General features: G+C 45.0%; 17 protein-coding genes. 9 read left to right on the top strand and 8 right to left on the bottom strand.

What is annotated here, in order from left to right:
• Window positions 1–27: 27 nt before the first annotated feature.
• On the bottom strand, window positions 28–447 hold the full coding sequence (locus N39L_RS25775; RefSeq protein ID WP_006618696.1) for a type II toxin-antitoxin system VapC family toxin: 420 nt from the start codon (window positions 445–447) through the stop codon (window positions 28–30).
• Entirely contained in the window at window positions 444–665 is a 222-nt protein-coding gene (locus N39L_RS25770; RefSeq protein ID WP_006618695.1) for a hypothetical protein, read from the bottom strand. Before N39L_RS25770 ends, N39L_RS25775 begins: the two co-directional genes overlap by 4 nt.
• On the opposite strand from N39L_RS25770, the gene N39L_RS25765 reads away from it, so the two are divergent.
• Window positions 664–900, top strand: coding sequence for a hypothetical protein (locus tag N39L_RS25765; protein ID WP_014276777.1), 237 nt, complete (start codon window positions 664–666; stop codon window positions 898–900). The two genes, N39L_RS25770 and N39L_RS25765, sit on opposite strands and share 2 nt — an antisense overlap.
• 4 nt (window positions 901–904) lie before the next feature.
• Here the strand turns inward: N39L_RS25765 and N39L_RS25760 are convergent, their stop codons facing one another.
• The 6 genes from N39L_RS25760 to hslO form a co-directional block, all read right to left on the bottom strand.
• Window positions 905–1,078 (bottom strand): type II toxin-antitoxin system HicA family toxin, encoded by a 174-nt coding sequence (locus N39L_RS25760; RefSeq protein ID WP_014276776.1) that lies wholly within the window; start codon window positions 1,076–1,078, stop codon window positions 905–907.
• On the bottom strand, window positions 1,071–1,301 hold the full coding sequence (locus N39L_RS25755) for a type II toxin-antitoxin system HicB family antitoxin (protein WP_006618693.1): 231 nt from the start codon (window positions 1,299–1,301) through the stop codon (window positions 1,071–1,073). The genes N39L_RS25760 and N39L_RS25755 overlap by 8 nt, the downstream gene beginning before the upstream one ends.
• Window positions 1,302–1,520: 219 nt before the next feature.
• On the bottom strand, window positions 1,521–2,771 hold the full coding sequence (locus N39L_RS25750; RefSeq protein ID WP_014276775.1) for an ABC transporter permease: 1,251 nt from the start codon (window positions 2,769–2,771) through the stop codon (window positions 1,521–1,523).
• Window positions 2,772–2,987: 216 nt separating this feature from the next.
• Window positions 2,988–3,506 (bottom strand): pentapeptide repeat-containing protein, encoded by a 519-nt coding sequence (locus N39L_RS25745; RefSeq protein ID WP_014276774.1) that lies wholly within the window; start codon window positions 3,504–3,506, stop codon window positions 2,988–2,990.
• Window positions 3,507–3,604: 98 nt separating this feature from the next.
• The gene (locus N39L_RS25740) at window positions 3,605–5,803 is read right to left on the bottom strand and encodes an AAA family ATPase (protein WP_043468578.1); all 2,199 of its coding nucleotides are present in this window, start codon (window positions 5,801–5,803) and stop codon (window positions 3,605–3,607) included.
• Between the two features lie 160 nt (window positions 5,804–5,963).
• On the bottom strand, window positions 5,964–6,893 hold the full coding sequence (hslO, locus tag N39L_RS25735) for an Hsp33 family molecular chaperone HslO (RefSeq protein WP_006618688.1): 930 nt from the start codon (window positions 6,891–6,893) through the stop codon (window positions 5,964–5,966).
• Window positions 6,894–7,196: 303 nt separating this feature from the next.
• Between hslO and N39L_RS25730 the strand changes: the two genes are divergently transcribed.
• The 8 genes from N39L_RS25730 to N39L_RS25695 are packed head-to-tail and all read left to right on the top strand — an operon-like array spanning window position 7,197 to window position 18,139.
• Window positions 7,197–7,595 carry a hypothetical protein gene (locus N39L_RS25730; RefSeq protein WP_014276772.1) on the top strand — a complete coding sequence of 133 codons (399 nt, stop codon included), beginning with the start codon at window positions 7,197–7,199 and terminating at the stop codon, window positions 7,593–7,595.
• 24 nt (window positions 7,596–7,619) lie between these two features.
• Complete coding sequence (rlmN, locus tag N39L_RS25725) at window positions 7,620–8,654, top strand: dual-specificity RNA methyltransferase RlmN (protein ID WP_006618686.1); 1,035 nt, start codon at window positions 7,620–7,622, stop codon at window positions 8,652–8,654.
• A 35-nt stretch (window positions 8,655–8,689) separates the two neighbouring features.
• Complete coding sequence (cas10, locus tag N39L_RS25720) at window positions 8,690–11,902, top strand: type III-B CRISPR-associated protein Cas10/Cmr2 (RefSeq protein ID WP_014276771.1); 3,213 nt, start codon at window positions 8,690–8,692, stop codon at window positions 11,900–11,902.
• Window positions 11,902–13,083 carry a type III-B CRISPR module-associated Cmr3 family protein gene (locus N39L_RS25715; protein ID WP_006618684.1) on the top strand — a complete coding sequence of 394 codons (1,182 nt, stop codon included), beginning with the start codon at window positions 11,902–11,904 and terminating at the stop codon, window positions 13,081–13,083. The genes cas10 and N39L_RS25715 overlap by 1 nt, the downstream gene beginning before the upstream one ends.
• Entirely contained in the window at window positions 13,080–13,955 is an 876-nt protein-coding gene (cmr4, locus tag N39L_RS25710) for a type III-B CRISPR module RAMP protein Cmr4 (RefSeq protein WP_006618683.1), read from the top strand. The genes N39L_RS25715 and cmr4 overlap by 4 nt, the downstream gene beginning before the upstream one ends.
• A 3-nt stretch (window positions 13,956–13,958) precedes the next feature.
• Window positions 13,959–14,354, top strand: coding sequence for a hypothetical protein (locus tag N39L_RS25705; RefSeq protein WP_006618682.1), 396 nt, complete (start codon window positions 13,959–13,961; stop codon window positions 14,352–14,354).
• Entirely contained in the window at window positions 14,351–16,213 is a 1,863-nt protein-coding gene (locus tag N39L_RS25700) for an RAMP superfamily CRISPR-associated protein (protein WP_006618681.1), read from the top strand. The genes N39L_RS25705 and N39L_RS25700 overlap by 4 nt, the downstream gene beginning before the upstream one ends.
• A 3-nt stretch (window positions 16,214–16,216) precedes the next feature.
• Window positions 16,217–18,139, top strand: coding sequence for a hypothetical protein (locus tag N39L_RS25695; protein ID WP_014276769.1), 1,923 nt, complete (start codon window positions 16,217–16,219; stop codon window positions 18,137–18,139).
• Window positions 18,140–18,337 lie beyond the last annotated feature (198 nt).

Below are 18,337 nucleotides of genomic sequence, written 5' to 3'. Positions count from 1 at the left end.
TGAGTCACCGGGAATGCGATCGCTCTTTTATTCAAACCAGTTTTCCACTGCCAGATCTAAAAAATTTCGATAATCTGATACATTGTTGGTCACCACAATTAAATTGTTGACTTTCGCCACAGCAGCAATTTGACCGTCCGGGAAAGAAGGTGTCTTTCCAATACTCGTCAATCTGGCTCTTTCAATTCCGTGCCAAGTTGCCGCCTCCACATCATAAGGCAGAATTGGAATAGTCGGACGAACGATCTGATTCAAATACCTTTCTAAAAATCTCCGTCTCTGAGAATCCGGAAGGCGCGAACATCCAAAAAGAAGTTCCTGCCACACAGTCGTTGATGTGGCTACTTCTAGTTCGTGTTGTTCCAGCATTGCCATCACATTGGGATGCGGATTTTGGCGTGTCGGTTCCGAGAGGATATTAGTATCCAATAAAAATCGTAAACTCATAAAGTCACTTCTCGACCCGGCGATGAATCCCGCACCCCCTCAAAAACATCTGGTTCGATCCAAATTTCCTCAGACTCAAGTTCTTGTCTAAAATGCTGGAGACGTTGCCAAAAACCTCCCCCCGCCTCAATTGATAAGCTGATTTCTTGACCATCGGGAATGTCTATATCTTCAAATATTTCGATAGTTCGACCTTTTTTGATTCCCTTAATTTGCATGAGATATCATCCTCGATCGCCAAATGAACTGGGAACATTGATTATACCTAATAGTTTAACAAATCTTGGGGCGATCGCCTTCTTCTTCCCAAAATGCGATCGCCTAACTAGAAACCCGGTTTCTTTGAGTTACCGGAAATGCGATCGCACAATTTATCAACCAGGCTTCTTATATAACGTCCGGTTCATTCATCAATCTCAAATAAAGAACGAGACAAACCGGACTGTCGAATAATCGATCACAAAGTTCCGATTTTTAATTCTTTATAATTGGGAACGGGAATGGTTATTGTTGATTCGGCTTCGCGCCGTTGCATGATAATATGGCTGCCACGCACCCTCACCTCGATGAAACCCTGTTCTTCTAAAATTATGCACACTTCCTTCGCCGATAAAACCCTCAACTTACCCAACTGTAATCTCCATCGACTCAACGAAAACCTCATTATTATTTAAACGACGTTCAATTTCCGAAGCATCAGCCATCTCTAAAAAAAGTTCGATCGCTTCCATTAAATTCGATCGCGCTTCTTCCACCGTGTCACCTTGACTCGCCAGATCGAGTTCGGGACACAAAGAAAAATATCCGTCGCCTTCTCTCTCAATAATTGCAGTTAACTGTCGAGTTTTTTGCATTAGCCGTGAATCAACCAGGAACATTAATTATAATTATACCTAAACTTTAACAAATCTTGGAGCGATCGCCTTCTTCTTCCCAAAATGCGATCGCCTAACTAGAAACCCGGTTTCTTTGAGTTACCGGAAATGCGATCGCTACTTGATATTGAGAAAGCGGATTCCTTGCCAAAATAGCATAATTTTCTTGTATCTGTCAACCTTTTTATAGAGAAATTTTCAAGCCTTAAAGACGATCGCCGGGTCTACGCGAGTGACTTTTTGGATAGCAAAGAAAGCCGAACCTCCACACATTACTAAAGTCAAGAAAAACACCCCTACAGCAGAAGCCGGAGTAATCAAAATCAAAATACCCTGGGTAGCAGAAGCCCAACTTGCCACACCCAAACAGAGAGCCATTCCGGGGATATAGCCGAGAACAGCCATCCAAAAAGCCTGTTCTAAAATCACAGAATAAAGCAGGCGATCGGGAGCGCCCATAGCCTTGAGAGTACCAAATTCTTTAATATGGTCAGCAACGGAAGCATAAAGAATTTGAGCTACCACAATCATACCCACCAAAATTCCGACCACAGCACCCAAACTCAAAACGAAGCCTACGCCGGTGCGTTTTTGCCAGTAATCTTGGATTTTTTCGGCTATTTCTTGTCTGGTATAAGCGCGTGTATTAGGGAGAGTCGCTTCTAATTCAGCTTGTAGTTGCTGTAAGTCTTGATTAGGTTTCGCTTTCACTAAAATATAAGTAATTGGATCAGTTAATGTTAGGGGTCTAGGTTCAGGAGAAATATCGGTTTGGGTTTGGCGATCGCCAGAATCATCAAAAACATTAACACAGTTAAGATTGCCATTCTCAAAAGTGCATCTGGTCTGAGTTTGTAGAGGTACAGTAACATAGGCGTTAGCATTTTTCAGGGAAGCAAAGACGAAAATACTATTAACAATGGGTTGAGTACCTTGGGTTAATCCGACAATCTTCGCTTCTAAGCCAGAAATAGTAACCGTATCTCCTACACCGCTAACCTGTAGGGAGTTTAAATTACTCTCATCTACTATTACCCGATATGGTTGTTTGAGAGATTCCAAATCTCCCTCAATAATATTCCAGGGAGCAAACAGTTGACCGTCAGGGTTAGAACCGACTAAATTAATAGCTTGAATTTGACCAGTCGGATCGCGCCAACGCGCACTTTGAAAAATTAGAGGTTCTGCTAGTTCTACCCCCGGAACTTTTTGGGCTTTGGTGAGTTGTTCTAGGGCTAGTGGCATGGTGAGATTGAGATGCACCATGTCTTCGGAGGTAATCCAAATATCGGCGCTAGATTTATCAATAAGCAGAGATGAGGATTGCACAAATCCGTTGAGAATGCCATTTTGAATGGTAACTAAACTCACCGCAAACATAATCCCAGCCTGAGCCGCCAGGAAGCGGGGAATATCTTCGATGAGGTTTTTGCGAGCAATGGAAGCCATAATTACTGAGGAACTACTATAGCTAGTATTTTAGCTTTACAGAGATATCAACAACAATTCCGTTCAATATTCATTAAATATAGGTTTTCTGAGTTAGGTGATGTACAAGTTTTAGGTGTTAACTAGAAGGTTTTGGGGTCTATGGTGAGCGGCTACCAACATAACTGACCCACTTACTTAGGGGAGAGACAGAGACAGAGACAGAAGCTAATTTAATTATAGCGCATCTCGCAGATTGGTTTTAACTAAAGTGGTTTCACTCCAATCAACATCTTCAATATGAGCGCGATTTATGGTGACTGAAAATAGAACCGAATTATAGAAGTTGGCACCGCGTAAATCGGCTTCGGTTAAGTCAGCGTATGCTAGTTTAGCGTAGCTGAAATTAGCACCGCGTAAATCTGCCCCTTTGAGATTGGTTTTGAACAATTTAGCCCTAGTTAAATTGGCTTCTCTGAGGTCAGAATAAAGTAGTTTAGCATTGCTTAAATCGGTGTCGGACAAATTGGCTTGACAGAGGTTAGCAAATAGATGGGTGTTGCTAAGATTAGCGCGACGGAGATTAATGGATTTGAGGTTAGCCTGCCAGAGGAGTAATTCTTTTAAATTGGCTCCTTCGAGGTTTACCTCTTGTAGGTCTACGCCGATGAACCCTCGTTTACCACTAGCATAAAGCTGGAGTAGTTCGGCGGGGGTTAGGATTTTATGGGGTAATGGTTTGTCCCAGTAGGTCATGCCTGTAGTTCTTTTGCTCCCAATTATAAGGTCAATCAACCCCAATTGTGGTTAATTTTTGGGCGAATTTTTTAAAGGCGTGGTTGAGGGTGATCAATTCAGTTATCCGATCTAATTGGTTTGTTAAGATCTGGTGGCTGATCAAATTCAATAGTAGGAGATACTGACCTAGTCGGAGTGGGCTGTTCATAGGGAACTGGGGTCGGTGGGTTTAACCAAGATTGCCAATCGGAAATTTGAGCTTGAGCGGAATTATAAACGCTAGTACCTGGGGGAATCATTTTTAGGGTTTCTATAGCCCCAGGTATATCATAAATCGCCTGATCTAATCCGCGAGTAAATAAGGTTTGACTCCAATCATTAATGAGCTGATCTGCACGCCAACGCCACGAACCAGAAGGAGAAACTCGGTCGGCTAATTGAATGCCACGAATTAAACCATCTATAGTGCCAGGAATGGCAGAAGTTTCGGCATTTTGTAAATTCTGGATATCTTGTAATTGCGATCGCCATTGGTTAATATCAGCCCGGGCTTGTTCGTACATCAATAAACCGGGTCTAATTTGTTCAGCCACAGCAATAGCATTAGCAAAATCACCCTGGGCGGCTAATTCTTGGGCGCGGTCGAGAACCGGTTGAAACTCTAGGCGCTCACTTCTGACACGCCACTCATTAATCCTTTCTTGAGCCTCATCATATAGTGCCCTACCGCGACCAATTTGAGAAGCCCTTTCCACCGCCGCCTTCAGAGAATCAACATCTCCAAAACTCGCCAACTTTTCCGCCATATCCAAATTAGGCCGATCTTCGATTTCCTCAATTTTCTGATTCCATTGGCTAATATTTTTCCTAGCTTCACTACCACGGGAATGAGAAACCGGGATTAGTTGCAATTTAGCGATCGCCGCCCTTAAATCCGGTATAGTTTGGCTACGGGCTAATCGCGAGGCTTCATTCATAATTGTCAGATCCGCAATTTCCTGCTGCCAGCCCCGAATATATTGTTGTGCCTTCCAGTATAGCGGCCGATTACGTTCAATAGTACCTGCTTGAGCGATCGCATCTGTGAGTCCTTCTGGCGTATCCAGGAGCGCCGGAACATGGGCACGGGCTAAAACGATAAAATCCTTAACTTCCTCAGTCAGGTTAGCACTGCTGGGAATTTTATTAACCGTAGCGATCGCTTCTTGCCATTGACCCTGATTCAGGATATCTTCGGCTATAGTCATCATCGATTTACTCAAAGCCGAAACTTCTTTTTTCGCCTGATCTTGCAAATAGCTATCATCAGAAATTTCCTCTAGCTTTTTAATTGCCAGTAATAGGTTATTAACCCCCCCTTGATTCGCTAAACTTCGGGCTTCCGCCAATTTCTGACTATCTTCCCTAGCGATATGTAGTAAATCGGTTAATTTCTGATACCGCACCGTTTCCCAGTAATTATTCCCCACATTCAATAACTGGGTAGCTTCCCTAAATGCCACATTCAAGTCTTCTTGGCGCATCAAATCTTCAACCTTGCGGTAAATACCCTCAGCCCTTTTCCAAATTTCTTGCCACTGTTTAATCTGCTGTTCTACAGTAGCTGATGCTGAAGTTTGCGGGGGAGTCTTTTTCGCTATCCGAATTGCCTCCGATAATTCCCCAGCTTGAAACTTAGACTCTGCCAAATTCAGAATACCCATCGACCATTGGTCAATGTGGCGGTTAATTTCCGGGCGGAGGGGATGGTCTTCTGACAGGACACTAACCAACTCAAAGGCGAGGAGGAAATCATCTAAAGTTTTCTTACTGGCAGCCATTTCAGCACAGTACAGACGCAGAGAGGCAGAAGCCAGAGGCCAAAAAATCTTAGGACAGTTAGGTAAAGAAGGCGATCGCAACAGTAACGTACTAGCCACATAAGCCACCCCTGGGGGAGTCGCCAACACCAACAGCAACCCCAACACAGGTAGAGATGCCATAATGGGGTTATTTCTCTTTGGTGAAGGCGTTTCCGGTTCAACAGTTGGGGGAACCACTGTCACCAAAGCTGATGATACAGTAGGCTCTGGCTTCACGACTTCCGGTTCTGGCGGTGGTGAGGGTGGCTGATTCATGCTTTCCGATTCTAGCAGCATCCGCAGTTCTTTTAACCGTTCTTTACGGCTTTTACGTTCTGGCTGTATGGACTCAGAACTTCCCCGCACCAATTTTGGCGGCGACCCTACTCTGTTAGATATTGCGGGTGGTGGTGTCGCCACTTTTGGGGAACGCAATTCTAGCCAACGGTTTTGTTTCGGTTTCCTGTCAATCATAGGTTAAGCCATCCTCACGCTGCATTCACCCCCTACCAACTATCCACGGGGAAAAAGTAAGGTGCTGCTTGATTCTTATAGCACTGTTAGGAAAGCGATCGCAATCACCCCACCTAGGGAATTATTTTAGCCTTCGCTTCCAATCCCCTAGGGAAGTTTTCTAGAAAACCTTGCCAATCTTTTCGGACAACTGATCCTCATCCTGATTCAAGTCTCGGATCAACTCATGCAGATTTTCCTTGGTGGCGTGATAAGTCTGGCCACAAAATTCACATTTAGCCTCTGCGCCGCTATCCTTTTGAATCATATCTCGCAGTTCAGCTTGTCCAAACATCTTGAGACCACCTAAAACCCGTTCAAAAGAACAGCCACAATGAAACTGTAGCAATTGGGTTTCCGGTAGAATATTTAACCCCAAATCTCCTAGCAATTGCTCAAAAATATTGGGTAGGGTTTGACTGGCGCGCAACAGAGGGGTAAAACCAGATAAAGCACCGATTCTCGATTCTAATAACTCTATCAGTGCTAAATCAGTGGCGGCTTTGGGGAGAATCTGTAATAACAGCCCCCCGGCCGCTTGTACCCCTTCTTTATCCACAAACACGCCTAAGACTAAAGCCGACGGGGTTTGTTCTGATGATACCAGATAATGGGTCAGGTCGTCACCGATTTCTCCTGACACCAGTTGAACGGTACTCGAGTAAGGATAACCATAGCCAACATCCCGCACTATGTAAACATACCCGTTTTTACCCACTGCCCTGCCAACGTCTAGTTTGTCATCAGCATTAGGGACTAACTCAATTTCTGGGTTCCCAACATAACCCCGCACAGTGCCATCTAGCCCCGCATCGACTACAATGCCCCCTAAAGGTCCGTCCCCTTGAATTTGAATATTGATCCGTGATTCGGGACGCTTCATGCTAGAAACCAGCAACAGACCCCCTGCTATTGTCCGTCCTAGGGCTGCTGTGGCTACATATGACAGTTTATGCCGTTTTCTCGCTTCCTCGGTTAGACGAGTGGTAATTACCCCCACGGCGCGAATACCGCCGTCGGCTGCTGTAGCACGTATCAGTTGATCAGCCATAGTTCCTGGAAAATTGATGATTGATGATTGACAATTTACAATTTACAATTTACAGCCTATAATGGTCTGCAATCCATTATCCATTTAGTTCCCGCCTGCCCCCCTGTTCCCTGATAGTTAGAGGGGCGAAGCGGGTTTACTTATGATCACGCACCATACAAGCTACTAGGTGTGGGGTCTGTCGGTTTTGTTGTAGATTTGAGATGCACCCTACAGGTTACTAGAACGATCGCTGACTGCTATAATTAGGAGTGGTTGTGATCCGACAAGTGCGATCGCTAACTGGTTTGATCATGGTGACTTATGCTGGGTAGTTTTCAAAAAAGCAGTCTAAGGATTGAGGTAGATGCCTCTGAGGCGACTATTCGCGAAAGTCTGTTGTATCCCCACCAAGTTCAACAGTGGTTGTGGCCTGTGCAATTTTCCCCGGGACTCCCCCAACAGTTTAATATGGGTCTCAAGTTCACCAGTTCACTGGGTCCGGTGACAATCGAACACTATGTTGATGTGGCTGAGTCTAACTGTTTGCGGTTTCTCCTCAGTGGGGGGATTGATGGCTTTCATGAATGGTATTGGGGAGAGGGTTGGGTACAGTCGCGCCTAGAAGGTGTTTCTGTGTTACCTCTCAATTGGGGACAAACGGTTAATCTCAATCAGTTACGGGGATTTCTGTTATCGAAAAAGCCACAATCAGCGGATTAATCTACAAAAGCACAGGGTAGCTATATGATCGCAGTTGAACCAGCTTTTAAACCTTTACTGGGGACATCTTTACCTGAACTTACTGATTGGGTTCAGCAACAGGGACAACCAGCTTATCGGGGAAAGCAATTATATCAGTGGATTTATCAGAAAGGGGCTAAATCCCTGGAGGAAATCACTGTGTTTCCGAAACAGTGGCGATCGCAATTAGCGACCATACCCGTTGGTCGTTCAACTATTCATTATCGCGCGGTTGCTAGTGATGGTACAATTAAATATCTGCTGAAATTATCCGATGGTCAAATTATTGAAACTGTCGGGATTCCTACCCATGACCGCTTAACGGTTTGTGTTTCTTCTCAGGTGGGGTGTCCCATGGCTTGCGATTTTTGCGCTACCGGAAAGGGGGGGTTCTTCCGCAACTTAGAAACCCATGAAATTGTAGATCAAGTGCTGACGGTTCAGGAAGATTTCCAACGCCGTGTCAGCCATATTGTCTTTATGGGTATGGGGGAACCTTTACTGAATACTCAAAATGCGATCGCTGCTATTACCTGCTTAAATAGAGATATTGGTATCGGACAGCGAATGATTACCCTTTCCACTGTAGGCATTCCCAACCGTATCCGCCAATTAGCCGAATATCAGCTACAAATTACCCTGGCTGTTAGTTTACACGCTTCTAATCAAACTCTCCGAGAACAACTGATTCCCAGCGCCAAAACCTATCCCCTAGAAGCGCTAATCTCTGAATGTCGAGATTATGTGAAATTGACCGGACGGCGGGTAAGTTTTGAATATGTGATGTTAGCTGGGGTTAATGATTTACCCACCCACGCGGCGGAATTAGCCAGCCTTATGCGTGGCTTTCAAAGTCATGTTAATCTGATTCCCTATAACCCCATTAATGAGGTGGATTATCAACGCCCTAGTCCCTCACAAATACAGGGTTTTGTGAAGGAATTGGAAGAGCGACGGGTAGCAGTCAGCGTTCGCTATTCTCGCGGTTTAGATGCTGATGCAGCCTGCGGTCAACTGCGTGCTTCCCAGGAAAATTAAGAATTATCAATTATCGGTTAATATGACTCAAAATAATGTCTATTTTTCATCGTAAAATTTACGCATTACTAGGAAATAGTGACTTATGTAATCATCTGGTTTGTTTGCAGACAGAGGAAGGACAGACAGCATTATCATGGTGGTTAACTCATCAAGGGGAGATAGAAGCGATCGCTAGTTCTTCTGATCGGATTAACCTAGAAATCGACCGAATTAGGGACTCCCCCACAATTATCAAGCATCCCATTAGTGGTCAAGCCAGGTTAATTGAACCGCCAAATCACATAACAATAGCTATTCCTGATTGGCTGAAAAATGAACCGGACCCCCAAACAGTATTTTGGTGGTTGTGGCGATTTGAACCGGAACTCCAAAGACAACAATACCCCGATGCTTTACTTTATCCCCAACATAGTATTTTACCAGACTGCCCAGTTCATAGCTATCGAGCCACAGTATCAGCATTAGCCAGCACCATTGAAGCCCAAAATCCCAGTAATGAATATCCCCACTTGTTACTATTCACATTCTCTCCAATTCAGGACTTTATCAAAGCCTCTCGCAAATTCTTGGATTTCTGGTCGGGGTCATATTTATTACATTATCTGAGTGCTAAACTTTGCTGGTTTGTAGCGGAAAACTACGGCGCAGATATAGTGATTACCCCTTCTTTGTGGGGTCAGGAAATTATCGATGCGTTTCTGTTAAAAAAATATCCGGCATTTAGTGAGACTTTCAAACTGATAGATATTGATGGTTATGACCCCCTAGAACGCTATAACCTCAATTTAAGTACCTCCTTAGCAACTGCTGGATTTCCGAATACGATCGCTATGTTATTTAACAGTGCCGCCACAGCCAAGGAAGTCGGGAATACATTGTGCCAAAAACTCCGACAAGAGTGGATTAATATTGCTGATAATGTGAGAGAAGGCATAACTAACCATCCAATTAAACAATTAGAAATTGGTCTACGCGATCGCATTATAGAATTTCTTAAAAATCCAGCTAATCAAGACACAATTGAGCAGATACTGAAGGAATTTGCGGCTGAGGGTTCCGACCGCGAATCCCACGAACATGATCTGGAAAAATGGCAGAAAAAAAGCTGTTGGGAATGGCGTAATCTTTGGGAAAATCAAATTAATAATACCTGGCAAACTTATTGGACAGCGGTTCCTTTGGGAGACCCCAATACGCCATTAATTATTGATAAAAATAACCAAGAAGAGTTTGATGATAACTGGATTCAATCTCAACAAGAATTAGCGGGTAATCATGAAAAAAATGCACCTCCTACAGTGGCGGAAACCATTATTTATCGCAGTCTAAATAATGGCACATGGTGGGGGTCAATTCAAGCTAGATGCGCCCAAGCAATGCAAGGGATTAAAAATACTAGAACTTGGTCTATTCCTGTTTCCCCAGGATTACGTTCTAGTCTATCTGGTCAACTCAGCGCCCTGCATCCTCAATTTCGATATCATGGAAATTTTCGGGAAGGATACGGTTTACCTGTTGAGTCTATGAGACTATTTTGGCGGTTAATTGCTAAGGTATATCCGGGATTGTTTAATGGTTCAGAAATGCTCAATGCGATAGAAATGACTAAACGCATGGCTTGGGTTTATGGGGGTGTGGGTGAGTCGTTGGGGATTAATTTTAGGGATTTAGAAAATGAGAATGATGCCGAAATTGATTATAGCGAATTTATTCGATTTCCTAACCTCAGTTGTATAGCTTATGCACGGTTTGCTTATGAGGATTGGCAGCTACATAGTAATCAGGGCAAATTAACTCAATATTGGCGATATTTACAGCATCAAATTCAACAAGATTTTGGCAATTCTAGCAAGGAATATCAAAGATTTTTAGCCCTCAGCCGTGGTCGCCTTACTAATATTCCTAAAACGGATAGTTGTATTAATCCTAATTATCTAGGTGGGAAGAATTATAATGGTATCATGTTTTCGAGTAAATGGCTGGCTGATGACATGGGCTTAAATTCTGATGAAATTCGCCGTTTGCGTCCCCTAGTGGAAGCCGCCCATATTCAGACAAAATTTGGCGATGGTTCTCCGAGTGATTGGTGGGTAATTGTATTAGGAGATGGAGACGGGATGGGAAAATATGTTTCGGGGAAAAAACTACATCCTTATCAGCAGTATTTAACTGAAACTGAACCTCATGGATTTATGCAACGGGAGGGCTATTTGCATCTAAATGATGAGGAATATAATCGGAAGCTAGAACAGTTTATTAGGGCTTTTCGAGATGATGATGAGGCTTTGTTGGCTACCAGAAAACGGATGGGACCAGCTACCCATATCGGTCTTAATAGGGCTCTGCTGGATTTCTCTAATCGCCTGGTTCCTTTGATTACTGAAAAGCGGTTTTGTGGTAAGGTAGTCTATAGTGGGGGGGATGATGTCATGGCTTTACTACCCCTGGAAGATTTGCCGGATTATCTGCTGTCTTTGAGGGCGGCTTGGTGTGGTGCTGAAGACCCTTATAAACCTCAGTTAGGAGAGGCAGATTTGAGGTTTGAAAGCCGGGGGGGTTACTGGATGCCGATATCTCAAAATCATGATTTTCAAGGATTGCCCAATCGACCATTATTTACAATGGGAGAAAATGCAACTATGAGTTTTGGAATTGTTATAGCTCATAAAAGCGTCCCGCTCCCGATCGCTTTATCAGGATTATGGGAGGCGGAAAAACAGGCAAAAAAAATGTTGGGGACACCGGGAATTAAGCCTGATGAACCGGGATATATTCCGCCTAAAAGTGGGCTGTGTTTCCGGGTTATGTACAGTTCTGGTAATTGTTTAGAAGCGTTACTAAAAGGTGAGTTATTGGAGAGTTGGCGACAGTGGATAAACACTGATCAACCCCAAATATTAAGTTCCCTACTTTATCGATTAGCGGAAGAGTTACCACTTCACGCTTCGTTAACTCCCAATTCTAATTTAATCGCCAAAGCAGCTTGGGCAATTTCTCAACGCCGTGAGGAAGTAGAAGCGATTGAAACTAATCGAGATGGTTTAATCCGGTGGCTAGAAGATTGGGAAAATTGGGCGGGATATTTAAAGGCGCAATGGCAGGAAAATTCTCAACTAGACAACCAGGGGGAATTACCCCTAGGAATTGATTTAAAATCTCTCAGTTATCTGTTGCGTTTCTCGGCGTTTTGGTTGGATAAAATGCAACAACGGCAAGAATGGCAGGGTAGGAAGGAGGATATTTAATGATGGATTGGTATATTATTACCCCCCTTGATGTGCTACTATTTCGAGAAGCTAAACCTTTCAGACCGGGGGAAGGGGCGATGGCTAAAGGACAGTTCCCCCCTTTACCTAGTGTGGTGTTTCAGGCTTTACGATCGCCCAGGACTAAACATCAAATTAATCCCGAATTTTTGGGGCCGTTTTTGTTGGATGAAAACCGGACTCTCTGGCTGCGGACTCCTCAAGATTTGCTGACGGTGCAAGCCGGGGAAAAATCGGATAATTCCCAAGATTTGAACCTGGACTTAAACCATGATAATAGTTGGGAGAGTTTGACTAGATTAATTCCCGCTGATACCCTTGATTCCTGGGAATTTATCTGCTATAGTCAAAGTGGTTGGTTGTCTCCGATGGTTCCCCCTCAGTTAAAAAAGGGCGAGTATATTTGTGGGTCTCCCCCACCCTGGATGAAAGGGCAGGCTTTGCGGAAATATCTGGAAGGCGATCGCAATTTTACCCCCGATGATTTTTGCTCAGATCCTTGGGGAGTGCAGGTGCTACCTCATACCCATATTCAGACGGGAACACGACAGGTAAAGGACTCCGATGGCTTTTTTGTGGAGGTAGCAACCCGCTTAAAACCAGGGTGGAGTTTGGTGGCGGGGGTGAAATTAGAGGGAGAGCAAAAATCTTCTTTTGTAGTGCGTTTAGGAGGAAAAGGACACCGGGTGAGAGTCTCTTTAATTGAAAATCAGACCCTACTGGAAGAATTACGATCGCTGTGGAAACATCCCAAACCGGACACTCCCAAACCGGGGATGTTTGCTTATTTATTAACTCCTGGACTGGCGGAAACTTCCCAGAAACTTATCTATGGACTTTACCCAGATTTATGGCGGGACTGTTTGCGGGGTTGTGTAGGCGATCGCCCATTGATGTGGGGGGGAATTGGTCATCAACAGAGGCAGAAAACCCGCACCAAAAACGGAGTAGTTGAAACCAAAACAGAAAAAACCTTCGCCCTGCAACCGCAATATGCCTTCGCCCCACCGGGGACGGTGTATCTATTTGATAGCAACTCTCCGGCTACGGCTGAGATATTCCCGACCATTGACCATCTCCTACCCAATACCGAAGGAAAACCGTGGCTGCAAACCTTTCGCAAATTGAATTATGGTAAACTACTGTGGGGGGAGAGATGAGCGAATTTTTAACCTATTTGCACTTACTAACCCCCCTCCACACGGGAGGGAGTGCTAACGAAGGCAATTTAATGGGAATTGCGCGGGAAGTCCACACAGAATTTCCCTACCTACCCGCCTCTTCATTGCGTGGTAAAATTCGCGCCTCCCTGGAAACAGAAGATAATGCAGGGATATTTTTCGGGCAGAAAATCGAAAAAGGAAAACAGCCAACGGAAGGAGAAGTCTGGTTTGCTGATGCTTCGATGCTATTTTTTCCGATCGCTTCTTTGAGTCATCATCTGATCTGGATAACCTGTCCTCTGTGGTTGCGAAGGTGGCATCAGTGGGTACAAATTAACAGCATCAACGACATTATCAAACAGTGCCAGCAACTGAGTCCCACACAACCGGCCCTAGTCAGTTTTAAACCAGAAACGTTATTTTTGCAAACCGCCTTAATCAAACCAGAGAATTTAAGTCAATTTGATGGTTCATTCCTGACCAGTTTATTGTCTAGCACCTGGGGAGACAATAGCCTTAGCCTGCTACTGAAAAAGTTAGTAATTCTCAGTGATCAAGATTGCGCGGCACTGGTAGAAACCGGCTTACAGCGGGAAGTGAGAGTCGCCTTGTCCGAGGAAAGTAAAACGGTGAAAGGGGGTTCATTTCGTGCGGAAGAAGCGGTGCCGCCGGAAACGATGTTATTTTTCCCGTGGGGTATGAAGCCAGCCAAACAGACAGAATCGGGGGAAGAATCGACGGAAAAGGTGCGAGAGAAACTGCGAGCCCTGCTGAATGGACGGATTCAATTCGGAGGACTCGAAGGAATCGGACGGGGATGGACTCAAGCCAAAACCATCTCAATTATAAATGAAATTGGGGGGGATTGAGTAATGTTTTTAGATCGTCGAATTTTCTCACAAGAAGCCCACCAAGCACTAACAGAAATCCAAGGCAAACTTTCCCCCGCTTACCATTCAAAAGCCAGCGGACTGATTCAAGGATTAAGCGCTTATATTTCCACCTGGGGACTGCACCGACTGGCGGGGGATGCCGAAAAATTTTTATTGGGGACGGCGGAAGATACGACTTACAAAGGGGAAGTTTATCGCCATTTCTTAGTCCGGTTGCGGGCTTTTAGTGATATCGACTTTGACCCGACCGACGAAGGCAGTTTGATTCATTTACCCCTGGCTAAATATACAGCACTAAATCGCCTAGGGATGCAACTAGCAAAGGAATGGTCATTTTGGGCGGCGGCGGTACTTGGGGAGGCGACGGAATCATGAGAGAATGGCAGGGGGTTCTGGAGACACTCAAGAAGAATAAAAACCCCCTTTATGACTTGTATAAAGATGCCAGCCCGGAGGTGACTGATAAAATTATTTTCTATTTTCAGGAGGAGGAAGCGCAACAAAAGGCACAAAAGAAGTGGCCGAAATTGCAAAAGCATCTCCCCCCCCACTGGCAGTCAAAACGGATTGCTTGCGTAGTGGGAAATGCCCCCTCCCATACTCTCCCAGGGTTGTCGAATGGGAAAAAACCGAGGGGGATGCAAAAAACGGGTTCGAGTCCCCTGCAAGCCCTGAATCATGAACCATTGGACGATCGCATTACTCCCGCCCTACAAAAAGCGATCGATGCCGAAAAAAAGTGCGCCGCCCTTTATAAAAGTTTAACCGAAAAAACCCAACTGCTGGCCACGGCTACGGTAGAAGTGTCATTTCTTTGGCGGTTACGAGTGGGGGGGTTGCGAGGTTTTCGTGAATTGTTGTTACCTGCCTTGCATCCCATTTATGGCGTGCCCTATATTCCCGCCAGCAGCCTCAAGGGAGTCATCCGCGCTTACGGGAGACAAAATCTACCCCAAGGGGAAGTAGAACGCCTCCTCGGTACCCTAGAGGGCGGTATAGGTCGGGTGCAGATTTTGGATGCTTTCCCCACCCAACCCTGTCTGGATTTGGATATCACCACGCCCCAATGGAATTGGCAAGACGATCGCATTGTATATCAACCGGCCCCCCATGTAATGTTATCAATGCTGAAACCGACCTTAACAATTGGTTTAGCCCCCACCGCTAGGGGAACCCCGGAAGATGTGGCGGTCGTCCGGGAGTGGGTGAAACCAGCCCTAACAGGGGGACTAGGGGCGCGGGTGAGTTCCGGTTATGGATGCACGACAGTTAAATCAGCCCTACCCCACAGTTGCAAACACGACTTTCAACTGTGGACTGAGGGAATGTACGGAGCAACCCCACCCACAAGAGAGAATGGTAGGCGGGGAAAGCCGGAATTTCGCCCAACGGCTATTCGGGGGGTCCTGCGTTATTGGTTTCGAGTTTTGGGGTTGAGTCTGTACCCCCTGGCGCAATGTCGGGAAGTGGAGGCGCAATTATTCGGAACCATCGCCCCCCAAACTCGCCAGGGTAGTTGTACCATTGCGGTGGATTGGCTGGAAGAGGTGGGAAGTCGCACTTATCCCGATTTTTACGAGGGGGAGATTGTTTTGGCTTCCCAAAATGCAACCCACCTGCGACTATTGGAATATTTGCTGTATCTGGCAACTCATCTGGGGGGGGTGGGACATGGTTCCCGCCGCCCTCTACACTGGAATCACCCTTATCCGGGGCTGCGGGGCTGTTACTGGGCTGTGGAATCGTTGCAATTGCCCTGTGACCAGGAGGACTGGCGGCGGTTTTTTGAGGAGATAGGGGAAAGGCTCCGGGCGGTGGCTTCCCCCCAAGGAAAGCCGGAAACTCACTCTCCGGGAAAGGGAAGACACCGCTATCAGGATGTTCTCGACCAACAGGCTTGTGTGTTTTTGGTTCCCAACAGGGGATTAAGGCATCCTGAACAGGTGAAAGATTGGTCGGTGGAAGGATGCGGGGTTGATGTGCGGGGGGAAGCTCTGGATTGGCTTTATAGTAGCGGCTTTAAGGGGAGAAACCGCCAAGGTGGGGGCAATGCCTATGTGGGCGGTGATTTGGAAATACCTTCTTTTGTGGTGATTAAGTCTAACTTTCCAGAGGGGAAGATTCCTTATCAGGCGGTGACGATTTTTGGGGCAAAACAGAGCGATCGCGCTGCTTTTGCTAGGTCTTTATCTCAAGTTAATGGCATTCGGATTTTATCGACTTTTTTGGGCTAAGTTATGACTATTTTAATCGCCAATCTGGGAACTTCTGATTTGACAGTTAAGCTGAAAGTTGATGATATAATTGAATCGGGTTATCTGCCGATTTTTGAACGGGAAGAAGAAAATATTGACCGTTGTCAGTTAACTGATGCTGAGTTGGAATTATGGCAGACACGAAATCAAAGGATTGCTGAGTGCCTTTGTCCAGAGTTACAAGTCGAGGCTTCTTTGCATCCTAAATATTTCTTCTCTTTTCGGGAAATTACCCGCAAAATTTGGGAAGATTATCAACCAGAAGATGACCCCAATGGTTGGGGCGATCGCATTTCTCCTGGCCGGATTTTGGGGGTTATTCAAACAGCCAGAACTATCTTTAAGGTGGAAAAAGCCTATATTTTTGTCACTAACCAAGTTACCCCTCAACAACCCCAAGGACATCATCGAGATACTTATTATTTGTTCCCAATTTTGGCAAAGTGGTTGGCACAAAAACAGGTGGATATTGAATTGATACCCTGGACAATTCCCGCTGATATTGCCGTTAATGATATTAACCAATTGATGCGAGTTTATGGGGAGTTTTTTCAAACCCATTTTGCGGTGAACCATCCCCACATTAATGACCTGGTTTTGATTAGCCTGAAAGGGGGAACCGGACAAATGCAAACCGCACTGCAAATGCAGGCTTTTTCTTCGGCTATTCAGAAACAAATTTTTATCGAACCGAAATTGTCGGTGCGGCATATCTTTAAAGGGGAAAATTCCGACTGTATTCTCACTCCCCGCTGGTATCACCTGAAAACACAAAAATATCAAGTGATTCAACAACTGTTACAACGGTGGGATTTTGATGGGGTGCGGGTGGTGATTAAAAATTGGTCGGAATGTTTGGCAACCCTGCAAAACTACGATTTGAAAGATATCGATAACATTGGAAATATGTATCGTCGCTTACAGAAGGTGGAACAGGGTTTAAATTTAGCGATCGCCTATTTTAACCTGGATAATGACTATGCGAAACAGCAGGTTAACCAGTCGGACGACCTGAAAATATTATCGGATTATTACCCCCACCCCCCCGGCCAAGAAAATCGACGTTTTCCTAAACTTCTCAACCTCTATACCCAATGTTGTTTACTTTGGCAAACTGACCGCATTGCTGATTTTTTGACCAGGATGGGTTCTTTTTATGAGGAAACCTTGCACGAGTTAATTTATGCCCTCCAGGGAGATAAATATTTTGATAGACCCGAAAAGCGCGGCAATTGGATTCTGCAAACCGCTAGTCTTTTAGATGATAATCAACGGGCAGCCCAAAAGTTTTATGAACTAGAAACAGCCTCGGAAAACTGGAATTTAGTTAATGCTATTAATCGGGGTAAATGTCTCGTCAATCAACGATGGGTTAAGCCTCTTGATGACCGGAAATATGGCGATCGCTTTGTTTTACCCGGTCGCCCCACTAAACTTAATTTTGTTCATGCTTTGCTGGCAACTCAGGGAAATAAGCCCCAGCTTGACGCTTGGGAAGAGCTGGTAAAAGCCATGGCATCCCTTGATTATTGGTGTGTGAAACGCAATAAATTAATTCATGGTGCTAAGGGGATTTCTAAAGAACGCATGATGGAGGTTTTAGAGGAAGATAGGCAGATGATTTTAGAATCTCAAAAATCCCGAAATTTTTGGGTAGATTTTGACATAAAAAACTCTATTGATTCTGCCAGTTTTCCCGATGGTTTTAATAAGTCAGGATTAACGATTTTGGCAGCTATGCAAATCCTTTGCGAAAAGGCGATCGTTTTGATGGAAGTCGAACCGCCACCCTCCCTATTTTTTCAGGATAAAATCACCGATTATTTTCACCCCTTCCGCCAGCCCTATTACCTGTATTCAGATATTAGGGAATGGGTACAACAGTTGCTTAACCAAGATGAATAGTATTAGCTCATCAAAAACACAGCAAATTCATCAATTAAATCAACTCCAAGGGAAAATGGTTGTGGACTCCTTGGTGTTGTACCTGATTAACTCTAAAATTTTCACCCTCGACGATTTTACTCCCCCCGACGAGCGAGGAGGAGTCTCTTCCTGTTAGGCAATTCACTGAACAACGATTGACACAGCTCAACAATTGCG

Source organism: Limnospira platensis NIES-39, assembly GCF_026000695.1.
Lineage (GTDB): Bacteria > Cyanobacteriota > Cyanobacteriia > Cyanobacteriales > Microcoleaceae > Limnospira > Limnospira platensis.
This window is presented reverse-complemented; position numbering and strand designations above follow the sequence as displayed.

Coding starts and splice junctions, on each gene's coding strand:
- N39L_RS25730 (WP_014276772.1), top strand. CDS start 7,197: ATGCTGGGTAGTTTTCAAAAAAGCAGTCTAAGGATTGAGGTAGATGCC.
- N39L_RS25755 (WP_006618693.1), bottom strand. CDS start 1,301: ATGCAAAAAACTCGACAGTTAACTGCAATTATTGAGAGAGAAGGCGAC.
- N39L_RS25740 (WP_043468578.1), bottom strand. CDS start 5,803: ATGATTGACAGGAAACCGAAACAAAACCGTTGGCTAGAATTGCGTTCC.
- N39L_RS25750 (WP_014276775.1), bottom strand. CDS start 2,771: ATGGCTTCCATTGCTCGCAAAAACCTCATCGAAGATATTCCCCGCTTC.
- cas10 (WP_014276771.1), top strand. CDS start 8,690: ATGTCTATTTTTCATCGTAAAATTTACGCATTACTAGGAAATAGTGAC.
- N39L_RS25695 (WP_014276769.1), top strand. CDS start 16,217: ATGACTATTTTAATCGCCAATCTGGGAACTTCTGATTTGACAGTTAAG.
- N39L_RS25765 (WP_014276777.1), top strand. CDS start 664: ATGAGATATCATCCTCGATCGCCAAATGAACTGGGAACATTGATTATA.
- N39L_RS25745 (WP_014276774.1), bottom strand. CDS start 3,506: ATGACCTACTGGGACAAACCATTACCCCATAAAATCCTAACCCCCGCC.
- N39L_RS25770 (WP_006618695.1), bottom strand. CDS start 665: ATGCAAATTAAGGGAATCAAAAAAGGTCGAACTATCGAAATATTTGAA.
- N39L_RS25700 (WP_006618681.1), top strand. CDS start 14,351: ATGAGAGAATGGCAGGGGGTTCTGGAGACACTCAAGAAGAATAAAAAC.
- hslO (WP_006618688.1), bottom strand. CDS start 6,893: ATGGCTGATCAACTGATACGTGCTACAGCAGCCGACGGCGGTATTCGC.
- N39L_RS25715 (WP_006618684.1), top strand. CDS start 11,902: ATGATGGATTGGTATATTATTACCCCCCTTGATGTGCTACTATTTCGA.
- cmr4 (WP_006618683.1), top strand. CDS start 13,080: ATGAGCGAATTTTTAACCTATTTGCACTTACTAACCCCCCTCCACACG.
- rlmN (WP_006618686.1), top strand. CDS start 7,620: ATGATCGCAGTTGAACCAGCTTTTAAACCTTTACTGGGGACATCTTTA.
- N39L_RS25775 (WP_006618696.1), bottom strand. CDS start 447: ATGAGTTTACGATTTTTATTGGATACTAATATCCTCTCGGAACCGACA.
- N39L_RS25705 (WP_006618682.1), top strand. CDS start 13,959: ATGTTTTTAGATCGTCGAATTTTCTCACAAGAAGCCCACCAAGCACTA.